The sequence below is a fragment of the Ramlibacter pallidus genome (assembly GCF_015070875.1).
GTDB lineage: Bacteria > Pseudomonadota > Gammaproteobacteria > Burkholderiales > Burkholderiaceae_C > Ramlibacter > Ramlibacter pallidus.
In genome coordinates this window covers 111,586-135,486 of record NZ_JADDIV010000005.1, presented here as the reverse complement: position 1 = coordinate 135,486, position 23,901 = coordinate 111,586, and the positions used below count along the sequence as shown (strand labels likewise).

At 70.5% G+C, this 23,901-nt stretch carries 23 protein-coding genes; 10 read left to right on the top strand and 13 right to left on the bottom strand.

Going from position 1 to position 23,901, the window contains the following annotated elements; all coding sequences use genetic code 11:
- Positions 1-120: 120 nt before the first annotated feature.
- The gene (locus IM787_RS17600) at positions 121-1,104 is read right to left on the bottom strand and encodes a quinone oxidoreductase family protein (protein ID WP_193678014.1); all 984 of its coding nucleotides are present in this window, start codon (positions 1,102-1,104) and stop codon (positions 121-123) included.
- A 101-nt stretch (positions 1,105-1,205) separates the two neighbouring features.
- Between IM787_RS17600 and IM787_RS17595 the strand changes: the two genes are divergently transcribed.
- Positions 1,206-2,105 carry a DMT family transporter gene (locus IM787_RS17595; protein WP_193678013.1) on the top strand — a complete coding sequence of 300 codons (900 nt, stop codon included), beginning with the start codon at positions 1,206-1,208 and terminating at the stop codon, positions 2,103-2,105.
- 4 nt (positions 2,106-2,109) lie between these two features.
- On the opposite strand, the gene IM787_RS17590 is transcribed toward IM787_RS17595, so the two are convergent.
- The gene (locus IM787_RS17590; protein WP_193678012.1) at positions 2,110-2,907 is read right to left on the bottom strand and encodes an SDR family oxidoreductase; all 798 of its coding nucleotides are present in this window, start codon (positions 2,905-2,907) and stop codon (positions 2,110-2,112) included.
- 33 nt (positions 2,908-2,940) lie between these two features.
- Between IM787_RS17590 and IM787_RS21685 the strand changes: the two genes are divergently transcribed.
- Both IM787_RS21685 and IM787_RS17580 read left to right on the top strand, forming a co-directional pair.
- The gene (locus tag IM787_RS21685) at positions 2,941-3,522 is read left to right on the top strand and encodes an SH3 domain-containing protein (RefSeq protein ID WP_193678011.1); all 582 of its coding nucleotides are present in this window, start codon (positions 2,941-2,943) and stop codon (positions 3,520-3,522) included.
- Complete coding sequence (locus IM787_RS17580; RefSeq protein WP_193678010.1) at positions 3,519-4,418, top strand: M48 family metalloprotease; 900 nt, start codon at positions 3,519-3,521, stop codon at positions 4,416-4,418. Before IM787_RS21685 ends, IM787_RS17580 begins: the two co-directional genes overlap by 4 nt.
- A 3-nt stretch (positions 4,419-4,421) precedes the next feature.
- On the opposite strand, the gene IM787_RS17575 is transcribed toward IM787_RS17580, so the two are convergent.
- The 6 genes from IM787_RS17575 to IM787_RS17550 all read right to left on the bottom strand — a co-directional run bounded on the left by IM787_RS17575 (position 4,422) and on the right by IM787_RS17550 (position 11,435).
- On the bottom strand, positions 4,422-5,318 hold the full coding sequence (locus IM787_RS17575) for a DMT family transporter (protein ID WP_193678009.1): 897 nt from the start codon (positions 5,316-5,318) through the stop codon (positions 4,422-4,424).
- Between the two features lie 97 nt (positions 5,319-5,415).
- Positions 5,416-6,927, bottom strand: a complete 1,512-nt coding sequence (locus tag IM787_RS17570; RefSeq protein WP_193678008.1) for a tripartite tricarboxylate transporter permease — start codon at positions 6,925-6,927, stop codon at positions 5,416-5,418.
- 13 nt (positions 6,928-6,940) lie between these two features.
- On the bottom strand, positions 6,941-7,429 hold the full coding sequence (locus IM787_RS17565; RefSeq protein ID WP_193678007.1) for a tripartite tricarboxylate transporter TctB family protein: 489 nt from the start codon (positions 7,427-7,429) through the stop codon (positions 6,941-6,943).
- A gap of 127 nt (positions 7,430-7,556) precedes the next feature.
- Positions 7,557-9,347, bottom strand: a complete 1,791-nt coding sequence (tfpB, locus tag IM787_RS17560; protein ID WP_193678006.1) for a type IV pilus assembly ATPase TfpB — start codon at positions 9,345-9,347, stop codon at positions 7,557-7,559.
- A gap of 31 nt (positions 9,348-9,378) precedes the next feature.
- Positions 9,379-10,140: a spermine/spermidine synthase domain-containing protein gene (locus IM787_RS17555; RefSeq protein ID WP_193678387.1), complete on the bottom strand. Its 762-nt coding sequence runs from the start codon at positions 10,138-10,140 to the stop codon at positions 9,379-9,381.
- 8 nt (positions 10,141-10,148) lie between these two features.
- Positions 10,149-11,435, bottom strand: a complete 1,287-nt coding sequence (locus tag IM787_RS17550; RefSeq protein WP_193678005.1) for a serine hydrolase domain-containing protein — start codon at positions 11,433-11,435, stop codon at positions 10,149-10,151.
- A gap of 195 nt (positions 11,436-11,630) precedes the next feature.
- Here IM787_RS17550 and IM787_RS17545 point away from each other — a divergent pair, with 195 nt between their 5' ends.
- Positions 11,631-12,575, top strand: a complete 945-nt coding sequence (locus IM787_RS17545; RefSeq protein WP_193678004.1) for a hypothetical protein — start codon at positions 11,631-11,633, stop codon at positions 12,573-12,575.
- 3 nt (positions 12,576-12,578) lie between these two features.
- Here IM787_RS17545 and IM787_RS17540 read toward each other — a convergent pair whose 3' ends face one another.
- Positions 12,579-13,394, bottom strand: coding sequence for a TatD family hydrolase (locus tag IM787_RS17540; RefSeq protein WP_193678003.1), 816 nt, complete (start codon positions 13,392-13,394; stop codon positions 12,579-12,581).
- A gap of 117 nt (positions 13,395-13,511) precedes the next feature.
- Here IM787_RS17540 and IM787_RS17535 point away from each other — a divergent pair, with 117 nt between their 5' ends.
- The 4 genes from IM787_RS17535 to IM787_RS17520 all read left to right on the top strand — a co-directional run bounded on the left by IM787_RS17535 (position 13,512) and on the right by IM787_RS17520 (position 17,665).
- On the top strand, positions 13,512-14,525 hold the full coding sequence (locus IM787_RS17535) for a S1C family serine protease (protein ID WP_193678002.1): 1,014 nt from the start codon (positions 13,512-13,514) through the stop codon (positions 14,523-14,525).
- 37 nt (positions 14,526-14,562) lie between these two features.
- Positions 14,563-15,570, top strand: a complete 1,008-nt coding sequence (locus IM787_RS17530) for an AAA family ATPase (RefSeq protein WP_193678001.1) — start codon at positions 14,563-14,565, stop codon at positions 15,568-15,570.
- A 103-nt stretch (positions 15,571-15,673) separates the two neighbouring features.
- Positions 15,674-16,606, top strand: a complete 933-nt coding sequence (locus tag IM787_RS17525; RefSeq protein ID WP_354004438.1) for a DUF58 domain-containing protein — start codon at positions 15,674-15,676, stop codon at positions 16,604-16,606.
- A gap of 18 nt (positions 16,607-16,624) precedes the next feature.
- Positions 16,625-17,665: a VWA domain-containing protein gene (locus IM787_RS17520; protein ID WP_193677999.1), complete on the top strand. Its 1,041-nt coding sequence runs from the start codon at positions 16,625-16,627 to the stop codon at positions 17,663-17,665.
- A 418-nt stretch (positions 17,666-18,083) separates the two neighbouring features.
- Here IM787_RS17520 and lolD read toward each other — a convergent pair whose 3' ends face one another.
- The gene (gene lolD / locus IM787_RS17515; RefSeq protein ID WP_193677998.1) at positions 18,084-18,782 is read right to left on the bottom strand and encodes a lipoprotein-releasing ABC transporter ATP-binding protein LolD; all 699 of its coding nucleotides are present in this window, start codon (positions 18,780-18,782) and stop codon (positions 18,084-18,086) included.
- Positions 18,775-20,028 carry a lipoprotein-releasing ABC transporter permease subunit gene (locus tag IM787_RS17510; RefSeq protein ID WP_193677997.1) on the bottom strand — a complete coding sequence of 418 codons (1,254 nt, stop codon included), beginning with the start codon at positions 20,026-20,028 and terminating at the stop codon, positions 18,775-18,777. Before IM787_RS17510 ends, lolD begins: the two co-directional genes overlap by 8 nt.
- A gap of 156 nt (positions 20,029-20,184) precedes the next feature.
- On the opposite strand from IM787_RS17510, the gene IM787_RS17505 reads away from it, so the two are divergent.
- A complete protein-coding gene (locus IM787_RS17505) occupies positions 20,185-21,114 on the top strand; it encodes a hypothetical protein (protein ID WP_227494468.1) in 930 nt (309 codons plus the stop codon).
- Positions 21,111-22,820: a single-stranded-DNA-specific exonuclease RecJ gene (gene recJ, locus IM787_RS17500; protein WP_193677995.1), complete on the top strand. Its 1,710-nt coding sequence runs from the start codon at positions 21,111-21,113 to the stop codon at positions 22,818-22,820. The genes IM787_RS17505 and recJ overlap by 4 nt, the downstream gene beginning before the upstream one ends.
- Before the next feature lie 4 nt (positions 22,821-22,824).
- Here the strand turns inward: recJ and IM787_RS17495 are convergent, their stop codons facing one another.
- Together IM787_RS17495 and IM787_RS17490 are read right to left on the bottom strand one after the other, a co-directional pair.
- A complete protein-coding gene (locus IM787_RS17495; RefSeq protein WP_193677994.1) occupies positions 22,825-23,151 on the bottom strand; it encodes a hypothetical protein in 327 nt (108 codons plus the stop codon).
- 9 nt (positions 23,152-23,160) lie between these two features.
- Positions 23,161-23,484, bottom strand: a complete 324-nt coding sequence (locus IM787_RS17490) for a hypothetical protein (protein ID WP_193677993.1) — start codon at positions 23,482-23,484, stop codon at positions 23,161-23,163.
- Positions 23,485-23,901 lie beyond the last annotated feature (417 nt).

Below are 23,901 nucleotides of genomic sequence, written 5' to 3'. Positions count from 1 at the left end.
GCCGTCCACGCGGGCGGCCGTCTGGAGGGGGACTGTAGGGGCGGCCTAGGGAAGCGGCTGCAAGCGGCCAGGCCATGCGTTTGTAGGAAAGCACTTCTCGAGCGCACGCGGCCCCCGTCTTTACAAAGTGAGGATGGTGCAGCCGGTCGTCCTGCGCGCCTCCAGCGCCTCGTGCGCATCGCGCACGCGCTCCAGCGGGAAGCGCTGGTCGATGCGGATGTCGACCTTGCCGCTCGTCACCGCGTCGAACAGGTCGTCGGCCATCTGCTGGTTGGCTTCGCGCGTGGCGATGTGCGTGAACAGCGTCTGCCGGGTGACGTACAGCGAGCCCTTGTTGGCGAGCACCGCGGGGGCGAAAGGCGGCACCGGGCCGGAGGAATTGCCGAAGGTCGCCATCAGGCCGAAGGGCGCCAGGCAATCGAGCGACTTCTCCCACGTGTCCTTGCCCACCGAGTCGTACACGACCTTCACGCCCTTGCCGCCCGTGATGTCCTTCACGCGGGCCTGGAAGTCTTCCTTGGCGTAGTTGATCATGTGGGCGGCGCCCAGGGACTTGGCGAGCGCGCACTTCTCGTCGCTGCCCGCGGTGCCGATCAACTGCAGGCCGAGCGCCTTCGCCCATTGCACCGCGATCAGGCCGACGCCGCCGGCGGCCGCGTGGAACAGCACGAAGTCGCCTTCCTGCAGGCCGCCCTGCGGCAGCGTGCGCTTGAGCAGGTACTGCGCCGTCAGGCCCTTGAGCATCATTGCCGCGCCGGTCTCGAAGCTGATGGCGTCCGGCAGCTTGCAGACGTTCTTCGCCGGCATCACGCGCACCTCGCAGTACGAGCCCGGCGGATGGCTGGCGTAGGCCGCGCGGTCGCCGGCCTTCAGGTGCGTGACGCCTTCGCCGACCGCTTCGACGATGCCGGCGCCTTCCATCCCGAGCGACAGCGGCAGCGGGTTCTTGTACAGGCCGGTGCGCTGGTAGACGTCGATGAAGTTCAGGCCCGCGGCGCGATGGCGGATGCGGATCTCGCCGGGGCCGGGCTGCCCGACCTCGACGTCGACGAACTCCATTTGCTCGGGGCCGCCGTACTGGCGGATCTGGACGGCTTTGCTCACGTCGGTCTCCTGTGGCTGTGGGTGCGAACCGGCGCATCCTGCCACGAAAGCCCGTCTGCCGCCCCGGAAGGGACGCCGCACTCCGCTACAGTGCCCCGGCGATGAACCAGCGACTGAACCTCTCCACCGCCGTGCTGCTGACCGTGCCGCCGCTGCTCTGGGCCGGCAATGCGGTCGTCGGCCGCCTGATGGCGCCGCTGGTGCCGCCGATCACGCTGAACTTCCTGCGCTGGGCGCTGGCGCTGCTCCTGCTGCTGCCGTTCGCCTGGGCGCTGCTGAAGCCGGGCAGCCCGATCTGGCCGCGCATGGGCCGCTACGCGGTGCTGGGGCTGCTGGGCATCGGGTTCTACAACGCGCTGCAGTACCTCGCCCTGAAGACCTCCACGCCGGTGAACGTGACGCTGGTCGCCTCCAGCATGCCGGTGTTCATGCTGGCGCTGGGCGCCGCGTTCTTCGGCCAGCGCATCACGCGGCGGCAGATGGTCGGGGCGGTGCTGTCCATCGCCGGCGTGCTGCTGGTGCTCGCGCGCGGCGACCTCGAGCACCTGGCGCAGGTGCGCTTCGTCGTCGGCGACCTGTACATGCTGGTGGCGACCGCGTCCTGGGCGGTGTACAGCTGGCTGCTCACGCGGCCCGGCGACCCGCCGGAGGTGCGTTCCGACTGGGCCGGCTTCCTGATGGCGCAGCTGGTGCCCGGCGTGGTGTGGTCCGGGCTGTTCGCCGCGGCGGAGGCGGCGACCACCACGCAGGCGATCCAGTGGGGCTGGCCGCTCGCCGCCGCCCTCGCGTACGTCGCGATCGGCCCGGCGCTGGTCGCCTACCGGTGCTGGGGCATGGGCGTGCAGCGCGTCGGGCCCAACATCGCCGGCTTCTTCTCCAACCTCACGCCCCTGTTCGCCGCGATCTTCTCGGCCGCCTTCCTGGGCGAGCCGCCGCGCCTCTACCACGCGCTCGCCTTCGCGCTGATCGTGGGCGGCATCGTCGCGTCGTCCCGGCGCTAGGGCGCTAGTACGTCCCGGGGTACGCGCCGCCGTCGATCAGCACGTTCTGGCCGGTGATGTAGCCGGCGTGCGCGCTGCACAGGAAGGCGCAGGTGGCGCCGAACTCCTCTGCGGTGCCGAAGCGCAGCGACGGGATCGTCTTGATGCGCAGGTCGCGCACCTCGTCCACCGTCTTGCCGCTCTTCTTCGCGCCGCCTTCCAGCGTCGCCTTCAGCCGGTCGGTGTCGAAGGCACCGGGCAGCAGGTTGTTGATGGTGACGTTGGCGGAGGCCAGCTTGCTGGTGCGCGAGACGCCGGCGACGAAGCCGGTCAGGCCGCTGCGCGCGCCGTTGGACAGGCCCAGGATGTCGATCGGCGCCTTCACCGCGCTCGACGTGATGTTGACGATGCGGCCGAAGCCCCGCGCCGCCATGCCGTCGACGGTCGCCTTGATCAACTCGATCGGCGTGAGCATGTTCGCGTCCACCGCCTTGATCCACGCGTCCCGGTCCCAGTCGCGGAAGTCCCCCGGCGGCGGGCCGCCGGCGTTGGTGACGACGATGTCGAAGTCCTTGCGGAAGGCGAACACCTTGGCGCGGCCTTCCACCGTCGTGATGTCGGCGGCGATCGCCTCGATCTGCGTGACCGGGGTCACTTGCGCATCAGAGCGAAGCCGATCGGCGGCACTTTTCAACGCTTCCGCGCCCCGCGCCACGATGACAATGTGCGTGCCTTCCCGGGCGAGCGCCAGGGCGCAGCCGTACCCCAGTCCCTTGCTCGCGCCGCACACCAACGCCCATTTGCCTGCAATGCCCAGGTTCATACAATCCCCGCGGTAAAAAGAATCGAGCCACGCATGATACGCACCGTCCTCGCGGCGCTCCTCGCCGCCACCCTGGCGCCCCTGGCCTCGGCGCAGGAAGCCGCCGCGACCCGCCGGGCCGTCGAACTGCGCGACACCCCCGGCGACCGCGGCCGCGCCATCGCATCGCTGCCCGCGCAGGCGCCCGTGACGCGCCTGGCCGAACGCCAGGGCCCCTGGGTGCGGGTGCGCACCGAAGCCGGCGCCACCGGCTGGGTCCACCTCTTCGACGTCGGCCCGGTGTCTTCCGCGGCCAGCAGCACCACCGGCAACGCCCTGCGTGGCGTGACCGGCCTCTTCGGCGGCCGTTCCACGCAGGCCAGCACCACCGCAGCCGGCATCCGCGGCCTCGACGCCGCCGACCTGGCCCGCGCACAGCCCGACGCCTCCGCGGTGGCTCGGATGGAAGCCACGCGCCAGAGCGAGGCCGACGCGCGCAGCTTCGCGGGCCGTTCGGGCTGGCGCCCGGCCGCCGTGGAACCGCTGCCCGAACCGGCGCGCTCGTCCTCCTCCTCCTCCTCCTCCTCTTCCTCGTCCCGCCCCGCCGGCAACCCCGGCCAGCCCGAATCGCCATGAAGCCGCTGCAACGCCTCCTCGCCGCCGCCCTGCTCGCTGGCCTCGCCGGCACCGCGCAGGCCCAGTTCGGCGACCTCCTGCGCCAGCTGCCGATCCCCGGCGCCGGCAACATCCTCAACACGCCGGCGGCACCAGGCGGTGCCGCCGCGGCCGGCGACCTGCTGCAGATGCTGGCGCAGTCTGTGGACAACATCGACGAGCCGCGCGAGATCGAGATCGGCCGGCAGCTGGCCGCGGTGCTGCTCGGGAGCAAGCCGCTGCATTCCGACGCGAACCTGCAGCGCTACGTGAACCGGCTGGGGCGCTGGCTGTCGCTGCAATCCGAGCGGCCGCACCTGCCCTGGACCTTCGGCGTGCTGGACGACGCCGGCTTCAATGCCTTCGCGGCGCCCGGCGGCTACATCTTCGTGACCAAGGGCCTGGTGGACCGCGTGGACGAAGCGGAGCTCGCCGGCATCCTGGCGCACGAGATCACGCACGTGACGGCGCGGCACCACCTGAAGGCGCTGGCCGCCAAGGCGCGCTCCGGCATCGCGACCCAGCTGATCGCCTCGCAGGTGCGCAGCAACATCGTGGGCAACGCCATCTCCGCGCAGATGCTCGCGCTCGGCCGCGACCTCTACACGAGCGGCCTGGACCGGGCCGACGAGCACGATGCCGACCGCCAGGGCGTGACGCTGGCGGCGCGCGCCGGCTTCGACCCCTACGGTCTGCCTTCGGTGCTGCAGCAGCTGCGCACCGCGGCGCCGGACAACCCGCTCTTCACGCTGACCCTCAGCACGCATCCGCCGGCGCAGCAGCGGCTGGAGGTGCTGGAGGCGGCGATGGGCAACCGGCTCGACGCGCTGTCCGGCAAGCCTTCGGTGCCGATCGCGACGCGCCTGCGCGCGCGCTGAGGTTCAGCGCGGCGGGCGGGTGAAGACGTAGATCCCCGCCAGCACCAGAAGCGTGCCCGCCGCGAGCCAGGCCGTGAAAGGCTCGCCCAGGAGCCAGATCCCGAGCAGGATGGTGGAGATCGGCCCGACCATCCCGGCCTGCGCGGTGGCCGCGGCACCGATCCGTTCGATCGCCATCATCACCAGCAGCACGGGCACCGCCGTGCCCAGGCTGGCGTTGGCGATCGACAGCCAGACCACCTCGGGCGCCACCGCGAGCGCGGCCTCCACCGGCCGCAGCAGGAGGAACTGCGCGATGCAGCAGACGCACGCCACCGAGGTCGCCAGCCCCACCAGCCGCAGCGAGCCCAGGCGCTGCACCACCTGACCGCTGTAGACCATGTAGAGCGCGTAGCTCACCGTGCTGGCGAACACGAGCGCGGCGCCGAGCGCCACGTTGCCGCCTTCGATGCGCAGTTCCTGGCCGAACACCAGCGCCACGCCGCAGTAGCTGATGCCCATGCCGACGACCTGCCGCGCGGTCCAGCGCCGTCCGTACAGCAGCCATCCGAACAGCAGCACCATCGTCGGGTTGAGGTACAGGATCAGGCGCTCGAGCGAGGCGGTGATGTACTGCAGCCCCACGAAATCGAGGAAGCTGGAGAGGTAGTACCCGCAGAAGCCGAGCGCGATGACCGCGCCCCAGTCCCGGCGCGTCAGCGGGGGCTTGCCGCGCCCGGCCCACCACGCCATGCCGGCGAACAGCGGCAGCGCGAACAGCATGCGGTACATGATGAGCGTGACCGCGTCCACGCCGTAGCGGTACGACAGCTTGACGACGATGGCCTTGCCGCTGAAGGCGATGGCGCCGCCGAGTGCGAGGGCGAGCCCCGGCAGGCGCGCGGAGGCGGCGTCCGTCATGCGGCGAAGGGACCGGAAGGCATGGCCGATTGTCTCCGCCCCATGCAAAAGGCGCCCCGCGGGGCGCCTTCCGTTTGGCGAGGGCCGCCGTCGCGGATCACTCCTCGACGAAGGCCTCCTCCCGCTTGTTCTTCACCGCGGGCAGCAGCACGATGATGACCAGCAGGACGGCCGCGGCCAGCAGGCCGGCGGACAGCGGGCGCGTGACCAGCACGCTCCAGTCGCCGCGCGACAGCAGCAGCGCGCGCCGCAGGTTCTCTTCCATCATCGGGCCCAGGATGAAGCCCAGGAGCAGCGGCGCGGGCTCGCACCCCAGCTTGATGAAGATGTAGCCCACGACGCCGAAGATGGCGACCATCCAGATGTCCCAGGTGTTGTTGTTCGTGGAGTACACGCCGATGGCGCAGAACAGCACGATGGCCGGGAACAGCCAGCGGTAGGGCACGGTCAGCAGCTTGATCCACATGCCGATCAGCGGCAGGTTCAGGATGATCAGCATCGCGTTGCCGAGCCACATCGAGGCGATCAGGCCCCAGAACAGCTGCGGGTTGCTGGTCATCACCTGCGGGCCCGGCTGGATGTTGTGGATCGTCATCGCGCCGACCATCAGCGCCATCACCGCGTTGGGCGGGATGCCCAGCGTGAGCAGCGGGATGAAGGAGGTCTGCGAGCCGGCGTTGTTGGCCGCCTCCGGCGCCGCGACGCCGCGGATGTTGCCCTTGCCGAAAGGCACTTCGCCCGGCTTCAGCTTGGTCTTCTTCTCGATCGTGTACGCGGCGAAGGCCGACAGCAGCGCGCCGCCGCCCGGCAGGATGCCCAGCGCCGAACCGAGCGCCGTGCCGCGCAGGATGGCGGGCGCCATGCGCTTGAAGTCGTCGCGGGTCGGGAACAGGCCGGTCACGTTGGCGGTGAACACCTGGCGCTCGCTCTCGTGCTTGCCGAGGTTCGAGATGATCTCGCCGTAGCCGAACACGCCCATCGCGATCACGATGAAGCCGAGGCCGTCGGTCAGTTCCGGGATGTCGAACGAGTAGCGCGCGACGCCCGAGTTCACGTCCGTGCCGATCAGGCCCAGCAGCAGGCCCAGCAGGATCATCGCGATCGCCTTGACCAGCGAGCCGGAGGCCAGCACCACGGCGCCGATCAGGCCGAGCACCATCAGCGAGAAGTACTCCGCGGGGCCGAACTTGAAGGCGACCTCGGTCAGCGGCGCCGCGAAGGCCGCCAGGATCAGCGTGGCCACGCAGCCGGCGAAGAACGACCCGATGCCCGCCGCGGCCAGCGCTGGCCCCGCGCGGCCCTGCCTGGCCATCTGGTAGCCGTCGATGATCGTCACCACCGAGGACGACTCTCCTGGCAGGTTCACCAGGATCGCCGTGGTGGAGCCGCCGTAGGCCGCGCCGTAGTAGATGCCGGCCAGCATGATCAGCGCGGACACGGGGGGCAGCGCATAGGTGGCGGGCAGCAGCATCGCGATGGTCGCGACCGGGCCGATGCCGGGCAGCACGCCGATGGCGGTGCCCAGGACGCAGCCGATGAAGCAGTACAGCAGGTTGATCGGCGTGAAGGCGACGCCGAAACCCAGCGAAAGGTTGCTGATCAGGTCCATGGGGAGGCGTCCTTTAGCGGGTCAGGAAGCTGGGCCACACGGGGAACTGCAGCTTCAGCAGGTAGATGAACGCGACGTAGCTGATGATCGCCAGCACCGTGGCCAGGACGATCACTTCCCTGTTCTTGTGCTCCTCGCCGGCCAGGCTGGCGATGAAGGTCAGCGCGTAGATGCCGACGATCAGGCCCAGGGCCGGGATGCCCAGCTTGGGGATGCCGCCGATGCAGATGCCGAACACGACGTTCGAGAAGATGATGAAGAACAGCGGCTTCCAGGCGAACTTGCCGACCTTCTCGCCGTCTTCCGTCTCCACCACCAGGGCTTCGAAGGTGACGAACAGGCCGACCAGGGCGAGCAGGATGCCCAGGATCAGCGGGAAGTAGCCCGGACCCATGCGCGCGGCGTCGCCGATGGTGTAGTTGGTGGCGCCCCACGCGAACGCGATGCCGGCCACCATGAACATGAGGCCAGCGAAGAAGTCCTTCTCGCTCTTGATTCTCATGGGGTTGTCTCCTAAGCGGATTGCTGAACCGGCGGATTTTGGGGGGAAACCGACTTCGGGCCGATGTGGGTATCACCTACAACCCGTTACCCGCATGTTGCCCAGGCGACACCGCCTGCGCGTGCGCTCACTCCAGCGGCGGGGTCGCGCTCAGGACTTCCTCGACCGTCGTGAGCCCTTCCGCCACCCGCAGGGCCCCCGCCAGCCGCAGCGGCCGCATGCCGTCGGCGATGGCCTGGCGGCGGATGGCGGCCATGTCCGGGGCGCCGCCGATCTTCCCCTTGAAGTCCTCGGTGACGGCCAGCAGCTCGTACAGGCCCATGCGGCCCCGGAACCCGGTCATGCGGCAGTCCTCGCAGCCGACCGGCCGGTACGGCTGCCAGGTCCCGGTGATCTTCCAGGGCTTCACCACCTCGTCGAGGGCGGTCCGGGCCGTTTCCTGGTCCGGCTCGCGGCACTGGGCGCACAGCGTGCGCACCAGGCGCTGGGCCAGCACCCCGATGACGGTGGCGTTGATGAGGTAGGCCGGCACGCCCAGCTCCATCAGCCGCGAGATGGCCGACGGCGCGTCGTTGGTGTGCAGCGTCGAGAACACCAGGTGGCCCGTGAGGGCCGCCTGCACCGCCATCTCCGCGGTCTGCAGGTCGCGGATCTCGCCGACCATGATGATGTCCGGGTCCTGCCGCATCAGCGCCCGCAGCCCCGTGGCGAAGTCCAGGTCCAGCTGCGGCTGCACCTGCGTCTGGTTGAAGGAGGGCTCGATCATCTCGATCGGGTCCTCGATGGTGCTGACGTTCACTTCCTCCGTCGCCAGCCGCTTCAGCGTCGAATAGAGCGTCGTGGTCTTGCCCGAACCGGTCGGGCCGGTCACCAGCAGGATGCCGTGCGGCCGCTTCACCAGCGCCTCCCAGCGCTGCGCGTCATGCGGCGCGAAGCCGAGGGCGTCGAGGTCCTTCACCGCCGTGTCCGGATCGAAGATCCGCATCACCATCTTCTCGCCGAAGGCGGTGGGCAGCGTGGACAGGCGCATCTCCACCTCGTCGCCGCGCGGGTTGCGCGTCTTGATGCGGCCGTCCAGCGGACGGCGCTTCTCCACCACGTCCATGCGTCCCAGCAGCTTGACCCGCGCGATCATCGCGTTGAGCACCGTCATCGGCATCTGGTACACCGGATGCAGCACGCCGTCGATGCGGAAGCGGATCACGCCCTGCTCGCGGCGCGGCTCCAGGTGGATGTCGCTGGCGCGCTGGTCGAAGGCGTACTGCCAGAGCCAGTCGACGACCTGCACCACGCCCTGGTCGTTGGCGTCCAGCTGCTTGTTGCTCTTGCCCAGCTCCACCAGCTGCTCGAAGCTGGCGGCTCCCGCATTGCCGCCGGCCTTCTGCGCGCTGCGCACGGACTTGGCGAGCGCGAAGAACTCCGCGGTATAGCGGTGGATGTCCTGCGGGTTGGACACGACGCGCCGCACGTTGCGCCGGGCCTGCCGCTGCACCTCCTCGATCCAGCCCTCGATGAAGGGTTCGGCAGTGGCGATCACCACCTCCGTCGCGGTCACCTGCACCGGCAGCACCTTGTGCCGCTCGGCATAGCCGGCGCTCATGATGTCGGCCACCTTGGAGACGTCCACGCGCAGCGGGTCGATCCGCAGGTACTCCAGGTTGGCTCGGCCGGCGAGGTATTGCGTGAGCGCCTCGATGTCCAGCGGCTTGCCGTCCGATGCCCGCGCCATCGCCACGGCGGCCAGCCGCACCAGCGGGTTCTGCGCGCTTTCCGCCTGCGAACAGCGGGCGATGGTGCGCCGCGCCTCCTCGGGGGAGATCACCCCGTCCTCGCTGAGCCACTCGACGAGGTGCTGCCAGTGCAGGGGGCCGCTCGGACGGCTGCGGGCGGAGATCCTGGGTTGGGGTTGCGCGCTCATGGCGCCATGGTAGCGATTCGCCGCCCGGCGCTCACGCCCGCCGGAACACCCGCAGCCACTTCTTCGCGGGCAGTCCCCAGCGCGATTCGATCTCCGCCGCGCGCGCGTCCAGCTCCGCGCGCGTGGGCCATGCCGGCTCGCGCAAGGCGAGCACCACCGTGTTGCCCTCGCGCGTCGGCTTGAAGGCCCACACGGCGTCCGCCCCGAAGGCGCCGCGGATGCGCTTGAGGCTGCGCTCGTAGCTGGAGGAGCGGCCGAAGAGGTTCACCGTCATGCAGCCGTCTTCCGTCAGCAGGCCACGGCAGTCGCGGTAGAAGTCCTCGCTGTCCAGGACGGGCGCCGCGGCCTCGTGGTCGTAGAGGTCGACCTGCAGGGCATCGACCTGCCCGCGCCAGTGCGCGTGCGCCGCCACCTCCGCCGCGTCGCCCAGCACCACCGACAGGCGCGCATCGTCCTTCGGCAGCTTGAACCAGATGCGGCAGGCGGCCACCACCTGCGGGTTCAGCTCGATGGCCGTGGTCTTCATCCGCAGCTTCCTGTGGCAGAACTTGGTGAGCGAGGCGGCCCCCAGCCCCATCTGCATGGCGTGCCGCTTCGCCACCGACTGCGGCTGCACGAACAGCAGCCAGGCCATCATCCGCTGCACGTATTCCAGCTCGATCGCATACGGCTCGTCGAGGCGCATCGAGCCCTGGATCCACTCCGTGCCCAGGTGCAGGTAGCGGATGTCGCCGTGGTCGGAGAAATTGACTTCGGGGAGCTGGCGCGCGGCGGGTTTCACTTCGCCGCGCATCATACGGGCTACCTCTCCATCGCCGCGTAGACCATGTTGCGCAGGATCGAGCGGTAGGGCACGCGCTGCTTCGGCGATTGCATCATGAACACCACGAACATGCTGTTCCGCGGGTCCACCCACATGTAGGTGCCGCCGGCGCCGCCCCAGTAGTACTCGCCCGCCGGGCTCGTGTACGCCGCCTCGCCGTTCACCTTGCGCACCGCGAAGCCGAGGCCGAAACCGTAGCCGGGCCCCGGCAGGTACAGCGGGGTGGTCGCGATGGACGTGCCCAGGTGGTCGGCGGTCATGAACTCCAGCGTCTTCGGGCCCAGGTAGCGGCGGCCGTCCAGCACGCCGCCGTTGGAGAGCATCAGCAGGAAGCGCGCATAGTCGTCCGCCGTCGACACCAGGCCGCCGCCGCCGGACTCGAACTTCTGCACCACGCGCGGGTCGCCCATGGCGGCGCCGGCGCCGAACGAGCGGTCCTCGGGGAAGGGCTCGGCGATGCGCGCCTGGCGGGCGGCTTCCGGCACGTAGAAGCTGGTGTCCTTCATGCCCAGCGGCGTGAACAGGCGCGCCTGCAGCAGCGAACCGAGGCTCTGGCCGGTCGCGACCTCCAGCACGCGGCCGAGCACGTCGGTGGAATAGCTGTAGTCCCACGTGCTGCCCGGCTGGTAGTGCAGCGGCAGGGTCGCGAGCTTCTCGACGAATTCCGCGCTGGTGAAGTCGCCGGCGCCGACGCCAGCGTCGAGGTAGGCCTTCTTCACCAGGGAATCGCCGAAGAAGCCGTAGGTGAGGCCGGAGGTGTGCCGCAGCAGGTCCTGCACGGTCATCTGCCGGCGCATGGGCACGAGCTCGAGGCTCTTCGCCCCGGAGGCATCGACCTTCTCCACGCCGACGCGCAGGTTGGCGAAGCTGGGGATGTAGCGCGAGACCGGCGCCTCCAGCTGCAGCCGGCCTTCTTCCACCAGCATCATGGCCGCCACCGAGACGATCGGCTTGGTCATCGAGTAGATGCGGAACAGGCTGTCGCGCGCCATCGGCCGGGAGGTGCCGGGGTCCTGCTCGCCGAAAGCCTGGGCGTAGGCGACCTTGCCCTTGCGCACGACCAGGACGACGGCGCCCGGCACGCGCCTGGCCGCCACTTCGCCCTGCATCCACTGGCCCAGGCGCTCCAGGCGCTCGGGGCTGAAGCCGAGTTCCTGCGGGCGGCCGGCGGGCAGCGGTTGCGCGACGAGCGCCGGCACGGCGGCCAGGAAGCCGGCGGCGAACAGCCAGGGGCGCAGCCGTCGCGCCAGGGTGCGGAAAGTCATGGGGCGTCTCCTTTGTAATGGGGCGCCGTGCTTATCGCATGGACGTCCGCGTCCCCGCAATCGCCTGCGCGTCGGGCGCCCCAGCAACAGCGGGCGGACCGCCTGCCCCTGGAAGGTGACCGGCGGGCGCCGGGCGGAACTCTTCCGTGCGCTTCTTCACGGCGGGAGACCCCGAACGGGTTACAAAATGTTGCCATGACCGACTTCACGCCGGAATCGCAGCTTTCCGGTTACCCCAGCCTCGTGCCGCAAGGCATGTGGACCGACGCGCAGGAACCCACGCCGGCCCGGCCCGCCAGCGCCCCGCAGCAATCCGCCGCCTCGCTGGCGGCCGCCGCGCAACACCTGCTCGACAGCATGGTGCGCAAGCGCGTGCCGCGGGTGGACGCCCTGCGCCGCCAGCTGCAACTCGCAACCGCGGGGCCGAGCCTGGAGCACGTGGACGCCGCGCTGGCGGACCTGCACGACGCGATCGCCGCGCTCGACTTCATCGCCGGCCGCAACGGCGGCGACCGGGCGCTCGAGTTCCTGCAGCAATGCGCCGCCATCCACCGGGCCGGCAAGAGCCTGCAGGACCTGGCCGGCCGGTTGACGGAGCACCACGCCACGCAGGCGCCGGTGTCGCGCCTGCTGTGGATCGAACTGGTGCTGGAGTCGGCTTCCCTCCAGAAGCGTGTGCGCCAGGGCGCGCACTGGCTGGCCCAGATGGACCGCGAATTGCACAAGCGCCGCCAGTCCGCCACGGCCGAGGTGTCCCATCGCGCGCTGGAGGAACTGGGCCGCCGCGGCCGCACGCTGCGCGAGCGGCTGCAGACCGTCCACCGCCTCTGCGGGCTGGCGCGCAGCGTGCATGCCGCCTGCGAGCAGCTGGCCCAACAGCGTGCCGTGCTCGGCACCACGCTGCAGGTCAAGGTGCCGGCCGCCGGCGACCGGCTGCACGACGCGCTGCAGCCGCTGATCGAGGCCCTCGCCTACCGGCCGCTGGTGCCCGAGGAACTCGTCGCCGCCATCGACACGCGGCATGCGATGCAGGTCACCCTCACCCAGGCGCGCGCCGAAGTCGCCCTGCTGCAGTCGGGCGTGCAGGACCTGGCGGTGCAGCTCGCCGGCATCGAGCAGAAGGCGCAGCACCTCTCCTGACGGTCACGCGGCGAGCGCCGCCAGCCGCGGCAGGGCGGCGCGCGTGTTGGCGCTGGTCGCCGCGGCCAGTGCGTCGCTCTCCATGCCGCGCAGCTGCGCCAGCACCGCGCCGATCCGCGGCAGCTCCCCGGGCTCGTTGCGCCCCTGCGGCGTGCCCTCCGCGCGCTGCTCCGCCGTCCGGTAAAGCCAGTGCGGCGGGATGTCGGGCGCGTCGGTCTCCAGCACCAGCGAGTGCAACGGAAGTTCCACCGCCAGCCGCCGGATCTGCAAGGCCCGCTCGTACGTCAGGGTTCCCCCGAAGCCGAGCCGGAAGCCCAGCTGCACGAACGCCTGCGCCTGCTGCGCGCTGCCGTTGAAGGCGTGCGCGATGCCGGTGACGGGAACGCGCCGCAACTGCTTGAGCAGCTGGTCGGCCGACCGCCGGACGTGCAGCAGCACGGGCAGGCCGTGGCGGTGCGCGATCGCGAGCTGCTCGGCGTAGAACCATTCCTGCCGCGCGGCATCGAGGCCCGGCACGAAGTAGTCCAGCCCGATCTCGCCCACCGCCACCAGCCGCGGATCGTCGCGGTGTTCCGCGAGCGCATGGTCGAGCGCCTGCAGGTCGGCCTCGCGCGCCTCGCCCGTGCAAAGCGGATGGATGCCGAGCGCGTAGACGTCGCCGTGGCGGTGCGCGAGTGCGCGGACGGCATGGAAGTTCCCGGCGTTCACCGCCGGCAACACGCAATGCACCACGCCGGCGCGCGCGGCGCGCTCGCGCACCGCGTCGGCGTCGCCCGCGAATTCCGCGGCATCCAGGTGGCAGTGCGTATCAATCCACATCAGGGTTTCGATGATGCCGCAAGCCGTGCACGGCCCGGAAAAGCGTGATACCGTGTGCCATCGCCAGGGCTGCATCGGCGTGCCCCGGCCCTTGATCGAACAGCCCAAGGAACACGGATGCGCAGGCCCGCCCTCTACAGCTCCAGCCGCCCCGCCCGGCCTGCCGCGTCCCCCCAGGACGCGCCCGCTTCCCCCGCCGCCACGCCGGACCAGCCCGGTGCCTCCGCTGCCGTTGCGCCGGCCGGCACGCGCAGGCGCCGCTTCGCCTTGTCGCCCACCAGCCCCGCAATGATGTGGGCCGCGATCGTGCTGCTCGCGATCGCGCTGGCGGGCAGCCTCGCGCTGCGCCCCATGCAGCGCAAGCTGACGCAGGAAGACATCAACGCCGCCGTCATGAAGACGATGGAGACGCAGGTCATGCCGTCGGAATACGCGCGGGCCTACGAGAACGTGCGGCCGGCGGTCGTGCGCGTGATGAGCTACATCAAGAAGAGCCGGCTGAAGGAAACCGAGCAGAAGCTCGCGAAGCCAGGTGCCAAGCCCAAGTCCCTCGGCCCGCACGACACCGACGTCACCGGCGAAGGCGACGAGGTCGAGAACGGCGTGGGCACCGGCGTGGTCATCATCGACAAGGGCGTGATCCTCACCAACCTGCACGTGGTGCAGGGCGCCGACCGCATCAAGATCGTGTTCTACGACGGCCTCGAAGCCGAAGCCACGGTCACCGGGGTGCAGGCGGAGAACGACCTCGCGGTGCTGCAGGCCAGCAAGATCCCCGACGACATGATCGCGGCCACCATGCGCTCGACCAACGACCTCGCACCCGGCGACAAGGTGCTGGCGGTCGGTTTCCCGTTCGGCATCGGTCCCTCCGCGTCGGGCGGCGTGGTCTCCGGGCTGGGCCGGGTGTTCCGCTCGCCCGAAGGCAAGCAGGAGATGAAGAACCTGATCCAGTTCGACGCGGCGGCCAACCCCGGCAATTCGGGCGGGCCGCTGGTCACCATGGACGGCGAGGTGGTCGGCATCGTGACGGCCATCCTCAACCCGACCTCCGCGCGCACCTTCCTCGGCATCGGCTTCGCCGTGCCGATCGAGAACGCCGCTTCCGCCGCCGGGCTGCCGCCGTTCTGACGGCGCGCCCCCCTTCCCCTTCCTTCCGCAGGACCGCATGGACACCACCAGCCGCACGGACAGCGCCACGGCGCAGATGATGGAACAGATTCTCTACGAGGTGAAGCGCGTGGTCGTGGGCCAGGACCGCTTCCTCGAGCGCGTCATGGTCGCGATGCTCGCGCAGGGCCACCTGCTGGTCGAAGGCGTGCCCGGCCTGGCCAAGACGCTGACGGTGAAGACGCTCGCCAACACGATGCGCGGGCAGTTCAAGCGCATCCAGTTCACGCCCGACCTCGTGCCGGCGGACCTGGTGGGCACGCGCATCTACAACCAGAAGACGGGCGACTTCAGCACGTCGCTGGGACCGGTGTTCGCCAACCTGCTGCTGGCCGACGAGATCAACCGTGCGCCCGCCAAGGTGCAGAGCGCGCTGCTCGAGGTGATGCAGGAGCGGCAGGTCACCATCGCGGGCGAGACGCACAAGGTGCCCAACCCGTTCCTGGTGATGGCGACGCAGAACCCGATCGAGACCGAGGGCACGTATCCCCTGCCCGAGGCGCAGGTCGACCGCTTCATGATGAAGGTGCTGGTCGACTATCCCACGGACGAGGAAGAGTTCGTGATCGTGCAGCGCGTGACCGGGCCGGCGGTGGACGTGACGCCCGTCGCCACGACCGAGCAGCTGGCCGCCCTGCAGCGCGAGTGCCGCGAGGTCTACGTCGACCCGTCGCTCGTGCAGTACGCGGTGAAGCTGGTGTCGGCCACCCGCGCGCCGGAGCGCCATGGCCTGAAGGACCTGCGGGCCTTCATCACCTACGGCGCCAGCCCGCGCGCCACCATCAACCTGGTCGAAGGCGCGCGCGCCATGGCCATGCTGCGCGGCCGCGGCTATGCGCTGCCGGAGGACATGGTCGACCTCGTGCCCGACGTGCTGCGCCACCGCGTGGTGCTGTCGTACGAGGCGCTGTCCGAAGGGCTCACGTCGGACGCCATCGTGCAGAAGATCATGGCCAAGGTCCCGGCACCGGCCAAGCCGCTCGAGCATGAAAAACTGGCTGCGTAAACTCACCCCCCCCCGAAGCGCCTCCGGCGCCTCCCCCCAGGGGGGGCGCCACCAGCGGCCCGGCGGAGCCGGTTCCGCGGTGGCACTGGAGGAGACGCCCCCCGTGGGCGCGGCGCACCATGCCGAACAGGTGCTGCGCCGCCTGGAGTGGAAGGTCATCAAGCGCCTGGACGGCCTGCTGCAGGGTGACTACCGCACGCTGCTGCGCGGCACCGGGCTGGACCTGGCCGACCTGCGCGAATACCAGCTGCACGACGACGTGCGGCACATCGACTGGAACGTCACGGCGCGCATGCAGTCGCCGCACGTGCGCGTGTTCACCGAGGACCGCGAGATGTCGGCCTGGTTCCTGCTGGACCTCAGCCCCTCCATCGACTTCGGTTCCGGCGAGCTGCGCAAGCGCAACGTGTCCGCCGAGTTCGTGACCGTGCTGGCGCGCCTGCTCACGCGCCACGGCAACCGCGTCGGCGCCATGCTGTACGGCTCCGGCGTCGACACGGTGATCCCCACCCGCAGCGGCCGCCGCCACGTGCTGCACCTGCTGCACAGCATGCTGGACCGCGCGGCGTCGACCGAGAACGGCCCGACTCGGCTGCACGAGCTGCTGGCCTCCGCCGGCAGCCTGATCAAGCGCCGCTCCACCGTCTTCGTCGTCTCCGACTTCATCAGCGAACCGGGCTGGGAAAAGCCGCTGGCGCAGCTGGCGCAGCGGCATGAAGTCGTCGCCGTGCGCGTGCTCGACCCGCTGGAACTCGAGCTGCCCGACCTCGGCCTGCTCACGCTGCGCGACGCCGAGACCGGCGAGCAGCTGGTGGTCGATACCCACGACGCGGGCTTCCGCAAGCGCTTCGCGCGCATCGCCGCGCAGCGGGAGGCCGAACTGCGCGAGGCGCTCGTCAAGAGCAACGTCGACGCGCTGGAACTCTCCACCGACGCCGACCTGGTCGACGCCATCGTGCGCTTCGTCGACATGCGCAAGCGCCGCACCCAACTGTCCGCTGGCGGCATGCCTGCGCACCTGCGCCGGGCCGCCTGATCCCCGGGGAGACCACCCATGCAATTCCTCTGGCCCCAGTTCCTCTGGCTGCTGCTCGCGCTGCCGGTCCTCGTCGGGTTGTACGTCCTGCTGCTGCGCCGCAAGAAGAAGATGGCGGTGCGTTATGCCTCGCTGTCCCTCATCAAGGAAGCGATGGGTGCCGGCCAGCAGGTGCGGCGGCACATCCCGCCGGTGCTGTTCCTGCTGTCCATCGCGGCGCTGCTGCTCGCGGCGGCCCGCCCCGTCGCCGTCGTCACGCTGCCGTCGAACCAGCAGACCATCATCCTGGCGATGGACGTGTCCGGTTCCATGCGCGCCACCGACGTGCAGCCGAACCGGCTGGTCGCGGCGCAGAACGCCGCCAAGGCCTTCCTGCAGGAACTGCCGCGCCACGTGAAGGTGGGCATCGTGGCCTTCGCGGGCTCGGCGCAGGTGGCGCAGCTGCCCACCGTGAACCGCGAAGACCTGGTGACCGCCATCGACCGCTTCCAGCTGCAGCGCGCCACGGCGACCGGCAACGCGATCGTGATCTCGCTGGCCACGATCTTCCCCGATGCCGGCATCGAGCTCGAGTCGCTGCAGGCCGGCCGCAACCGCGCCCGCGGCATGTCGCTGGACACCGAACGCAAGCCGCAGAAGGAGTTCACGCCGCAGGCGCCCGGCTCCTATCCGTCGGCGGCCATCATCATGCTGACCGACGGCCAGCGCACCACCGGCGTCGACCCGCTGGAAGCCGCCAAGATGGCGGCCGACCGCGGCGTGCGGGTATACACGGTGGGCGTGGGCACGGTCGACGGCGAGACGATCGGCTTCGAAGGCTGGTCGATGCGCGTGCGGCTGGACGAGGAGACGCTCAAGTCGATCGCCAACAAGACGTCCGCCGAATACTTCTACGCCGGCACCGCGCAGGACCTGAAGAAGGTCTACGAGACGCTCAGCTCCAAGCTCACCGTGGAGAAAAAGGAAACCGAGATCTCGGCGCTGTTCGCCATGGTGGCCGCCGCGCTGGCGGTCCTCTCGGCCGGGCTGTCGCTGGTCTGGTTCAACCGGATCCTGTAAGCCGTCGGCCATCCCGCTCCGTCATTCCCGCGGAGGCGGGAATCCAGGGCTCCCGCATTCCATCGGGGTCCGTCGCGCCAGGCGGCGGGCAGTGCCGTCCCGCGGTGCCTCGCCCTGCACTTCGCTGACGCTTCGTTCCGGGTGCGCTGGAAGGCTGCTCCCGGCGGCGATCCGGCCTAACTCACTTCCGAGTTTTGCCGCGCGCGGCAAACTCTCCGTTCAGACAGAAGCCCGGAAATCAGTGCACAGTCGCAGCGCTCGATCCGCGCTACGCGCTCTCGTAGCCCTGCTTCGCCGCCGGGAACAGCCTTCCAGCCGAGGCCCCTGATCGCGGGACGACACCGCCCGCCGCCTGGCGCGACGCGATGCGGCTGGAGCGCTTCCCGCCGGATCCCGGCCTGCGCGCGGATGACGGTGGCTACGCGTCCAGCTTTCCCGACGTCAGCCGCACCATCCGCCCGCACTTCGCGGCCAGCTGCTCGTCGTGCGTGACCATCACGAAGGCCGTGCCGCGGTCGCGCGCCAGCTGCAGCATCAGCTGGAACACCGCATCGGCCGTGCCGCGGTCGAGGTTGCCCGTGGGTTCGTCGGCCAGCACGCAGGCAGGGTGCGCCACCAGCGCCCGCGCGATCGCCACCCGCTGGCGCTCGCCGCCCGAGAGCTCGGACGGCCGGTGCTTCATGCGCGCCTTCAGGCCCACGGCCTCCAGCATCTCCGCCGCCTGCGCATGCATCTTCTCCACCGGCTCGCGGCGGATGCGCAGCGGCATGCCGACATTGTCGAGCGCGCTGAATTCCGGCAGCAGGTGGTGGAACTGGTAGACGAAGCCCAGGTGCAGATTGCGCAACCGGCCCTGCTCCGCCGCATCCAGCTTCGACATCTCCCGGCCCATGAGGCGCACCGTGCCCGAGGTCGGCGCGTCGAGCCCGCCCAGCACGTGCAGCAGCGTGCTCTTGCCGGAGCCGGAGGCACCGACGATCGCGAGCGTTTCGCCCGCATGCACGTGCAGGTCCACGCCACGCAGCACTTCGACGTCGAGGCCGCCTTCGCTGAACCGCTTGGTGATGCCCTCGCCGGACAGCACGACGCCGGTGTGGGGAATGACGGCCTCACTCATAGCGCAGGGCCTCGGCGGGGTTGACGCGGCTGGCGCGCCAGCTGGGGTAGAGCGTGGCGACGAACGCCAGCACCAGGGAGATGATGGCGATCGGCACGATGTCGGAGGACTGGGGGTCGCTCGGCATGCGGCTGATCAGGTAGATGTCCTTCGGCAGGAAGCTCGCGTTGAGCGCGCTTTCCATGGCCGGCACGATGACGTCGATGTTCGCCGCGATGCCGAGCCCGAGCAACAGCCCGGCCAGCGTGCCGATCACGCCGACCGCCGCGCCCTGCACCACGAAGATGCCCATGATGCTGGCCGGGCTCGCGCCCAGCGTGCGCAGGATCGCGATGTCGGCGCGCTTGTCCTGCACGGTCATCACCAAGGTGCTCACCAGGTTGAAGGCCGCCACCGCCACGATCAGCGTGAGGATGATGAACATCATGCGCTTTTCCAGCTGCACCGCGGCGAACCAGGTGCGGTTCTGGCGCGTCCAGTCGCGGATCAGGAAGTCGCCGGACAAGGTGGTGGAGAGCTGCGCCGCCACCTCGCGCGCCTGGTGCAGGTCGCGCAGCTTCAGGCGCACGCCGGTCGGGCCTTCCAACCGGAACAGGCGGGCGGCGTCCTCCACGTGCATCAGCACCAGGCCGCTGTCGTATTCGAAGTGGCCCGAATCGAAGGTGCCCGCCACCGTCATCTGCTTCAGCCGCGGAACGACGCCGGCAGGCGTGACCTGGCCGCCGGGGGCGATCACCGTCACCGGGTCGCCTTCGCGCACGCCCAGCGTGCGCGCGAGTTCCGCGCCCAGCACGACGTTGAAGGCGCCGGGGGTGAGCTTGTCCAGCACCGGCTGCGAGGCGGCCGCCAGGTCGGTCACCTGCGACTCCAGCTTCGGGTCGATGCCGCGCACGATGGTGCCGCGCATGTCCTCGCCGCGGGCCAGCAGCGACTGCGCGGCCACGAAGGGCGCGGCGCCGACCACGTCGGGGTTGCGCCGCACTTCGCGCAGCGTGCGGTCCACGTCCTGCAGCACGCCGCCGCCGGGGCCGTAGATCTCGATGTGCGAGACCACGCCCAGCATGCGGTCACGGACCTCCTTCTGGAAGCCGTTCATGACGGACAGCACGATGATCAGCGCCGCCACGCCCAGGGAGATGCCGAGCATCGACACGCCGGAGATGAAGGAAATGAAGCCGTTGCGCCGTGTGGCCCGGCCGGCGCGGGTGTAGCGCCAGCCGAGCACGAGTTCATACGGAAGCGCCATCTTTGCGTCGGGGCTTTCTTGCGGGGGCCACCGCGGAACCGGCTTCGCCGGGCCGCGGGTGGCGCCCCCTTGAGGGGGAGGCGGCCGCAGGCCGCTTCGGGGGTGGGCCCGTATTCTGGCATCCCCGACAATACGGCTGTGTCAGACGGTGTCCACTTGCTCGTTCCCTTCGCCAGCTGCGCCGCTTCCGGCTGCCAGGAGGCGCTCCGCGGCCTGCGGCTGCCCCACCTCCAGCGGCTGCTGCGGCAGATGGGCGTCGAAGGCACGGACGCGGGCGACCCCGGCAGCCTGTCGGCGCCGCACGAGCGGGCGCTGGCGCGCGCCTGGGGCCTGCCGTTCGAGGACGGCCTGGTCCCGCTGGCGGCCCTGCAGGTCCGGCAGGCGGGGCAGGAAGCGGGCACCGAGGGCTGGGCCTGGATCACGCCTGCGCACTGGCGGGTGGGCCGCGACCACGTCGACATGGCACTGCCGCACGACCTGGCGCTCGATGCCGACGATTCACAGGCCCTGCTGGAGGCCATGCGCCCTTATTTCGCCGAGGACGGCATCACCCTCGCGTACGATGCGCCCTTGCGCTGGCTGGCCCGCGCCGACGTGTTCCGCCGGCTGCCCAGCGCCTCGCTCGACCGGGTGATGGGCCGCACCATCGACCGCTGGATGCCTTCCGGCGACGCCGGGCGCCCGGTGCGCCGGCTCCAACAGGAAATGCAGATGCTCCTCTACACCCTGCCGCTGAACGACGCGCGCCAGCGCGGCGGGCTGCTGCCGGTCAACTCCTTCTGGGTCAGCGGCACCGGTGCCCTGCCTCCCGGCTTGCCGACGCCGCTCGGACTGCAGGTCACGCCGTACCTTCGCGACACCGCACTGGTGGGCGACTGGGCCGGCTGGGCCGCGGCCTGGGAACAACTGGATGCGCGCGACGGCGCGCGCCTGCTCAGGGAACTGGAGCAAGGGCGCACCGTCCGCCTCACGCTGTGCGGCGAAGCCGGCACGCGCACCTGGTCGTCCGCGGCCCGCGGCGCCTGGCAGCGCTTCACCGGCCTGTTCTCCGCGCCCGCACCTTCGGCGCTGCTGGAGGGCCTGTGAAGATCCTGACCCGCGACGTCCCGCCGCGCGCCGCCTGGGCGCTCGAGCAGGCGGGCATCCACCCGCTGCTCGCGCGCCTCTACGCCGCGCGCGGCGTGCTGGGCAAGGACGAACTGGACAACGGCCTGGGCCGGCTGCTGCCGCCGGCCACGTTGAAAGGCGCGCAGGACGCCGCCACCCTGCTCGCCGATGCGATCGCGGCGCAGCGCCGGCTGTGCATCGTCGCCGACTACGACTGCGACGGCGCCACGGCCTGCGCGGTGGCCGTGCGCGGCCTGCGGCAGCTGGGTGCGCGGCACGTCGACTACCTCGTGCCCGACCGGGTCGTCGATGGCTATGGCCTCACGCGGCCGATCGCCCAGCGCGTGAAGGCCAAGGGCGCGGACGTGCTGATCACCGTCGACAACGGCATCGCCAGCCTCGACGGCGTGGCGGCGGCCCTCGACCTCGGACTGCAGGTGCTGGTGACCGACCACCACCTGCCCGGCCCCGAGCTGCCGCGGGGCGCGCTGATCGTGAACCCCAACCAGCCCGGCTGCGGCTTCGAGAGCAAGTCCATCGCCGGCGTCGGCGTGATGTTCTACGTCCTGCTGGCCCTGCGCGCCGAACTGCGCGCCCGCGGTGTGTTCGACGAGGGCACGCAGCCCCGGCTCGACGCGCTGCTGCCGCTGGTGGCGCTGGGCACCGTGGCCGACGTCGTGAAGCTGGACGCGAACAACCGGCGGCTGGTGGCGCAGGGCCTCAAGCGCATCCGCGCCGGCCAGCTGCCCTGCGGGCTCGCATCGCTGTTCGCCATCACGGCGCGCAAGGCGCAGGCGGCCACCACCTTCGACTTCGGCTTCGCGCTCGGGCCGCGCATCAACGCGGCCGGCCGGCTGGCCGACATGACGCTCGGCATCGAATGCCTGCTCACCGACGATGCCGCGCGCGCCGACGAACTCGCGCGCACCCTGGACGGCATCAACCGCGAACGCCGCGAGATCGAGGGGGACATGCGGGAACAGGCGCTCGCCATGGCCGAATCGCTGTTCGACGAAGGCGAGGAGCCGCCCCCGGCCATCTGCGTGTTCGACCCCGACTTCCACGAAGGCGTGGTCGGCATCGTCGCTTCGCGCATCAAGGACAAGCTGCACCGGCCGACCTTCGTGTTCGCCGCCAGCCAGGCGCCGGGCAAGGAGCACGAGCTCAAGGGCTCCGGGCGCTCCATCCCCGGCTTCCACCTGCGCGATGCGCTGGACCTGGTGGCCAAGCGGCACCCCGGCGTGCTGCTGCGTTTCGGCGGCCACGCCATGGCGGCGGGCTGCACCGTCGCCGAGGAACACCTGGACGTGTTCGAGCAGGCGCTGGCGCAAGTGGCACAGGAGTGGCTGGACGCGGCGACCCTGCTGCGCAGCCTGCACACGGACGGCCCGCTGTCGCCCGAATACCGCCGCGCGGACCTCGTGGACACCCTGCACCAGGAGGTGTGGGGCCAGGGCTTCGCGCCGCCGGTGTTCAGCGAGGAAGTGGAGATCGTGTCGCAGAAGCTGGTCGGCGAGAAGCACCTGTCGATCAAGCTGCGCCACCAGGGCCAGCCGGTCGACGGCATCTGGTTCGGCCGCACCGAACCGCTGCCCGCGCGTTGCAGGATCGCGTTCCGCCTGGAGGCGGACGAATGGCAGGGAACGCGGCGGGTGCGCTTCCTCGTGGAAGGCGCGGAGTTCTAGGCCCTCAGGCCGTGCCCATCACCGGCAGCGAAGGCTGGCGGGCATCGTCGAAATAGGAGAAGAGGCGCGTGGCGACCTGCGAGAGTTCGTCGTCGTCCATCGCGCGGGCGCACGCCAGCTGCCACATCGCGTATTCGCGGTCGCCGAGCATCATGTCGGTGTTCACGCAGCGGCCGTGGCCCGCCATCAGCAGCGCGAAGCCCGCGAGCAGCCCGGTGGGACAGTAGCGCGGTGAGGACGACGGCGCCAGAAGCGCGTCGGACGCTTCGAGCGAAGCGAGGCCCGCGGCCGCGGTGGCGTGGGCGGCCGGGGTAGCGTGTTGCGTCTGCATGGTGGCCTCTCAGCGGGGGCTGAACGTGAAGCTGACCGGGACCGCACCGGCCAGGGCGGAAGGCGCCGCAGCCTGCATCGACTGCGCGTCGGGCGCGATGCGCCGGCTGCAGCTCGCAATGGTGGAACCCGGGATGTACTGCAGGCAGTCCGCCAGCGCCATCTGGTGCACCATGACCTCGTTGTTGCGCGCTTCGGCCTTGCGGACCTGGTGGCTGCACAGGAGCCAGAACGCGAACAGCTGCGCGACGACCAGCGCCCCCAGCAGGACCCAGAACATGCGGCTGCGGGGCTCCTGCGTTTGCGGGTCGATGACGTTGGCGAGGATGGACATGGCGGGACTTCCTTGGGGTACTTTGATGCTAGGCCCCGCCCTGGGCCGCCGCCAGAGTGGCCGCCGCGTCCTGCTGTAGGACGGAATCTTGACTGCACAGCTTGCGGTTCTTCCGGCCTCTCGACGAACCTTCCGCGTGCCATTCACCGCGCGCGCGGTACGCGCGCAGTGCATGCGCCCGCTGCCGGGTACTTTGTTGCGCGCGAGCGACCGCTTCGATGCTGGGGCGCCGCGAAAGCGCGGCGGACCATCCCTCCGCGCACCGGCCAAGTAGCGCGCCGGCAACGGAAACGGAAAGACTGATGGAACGTCGCGACAGCACGAAAGTGCGCATCCGCCTTCCCGCGAACACGCCGCACTGCCCGGCCGTGGCCCAAACGAAGCGAGCGCCCACGTGGGGCGCTCGCCGAAGCGGTG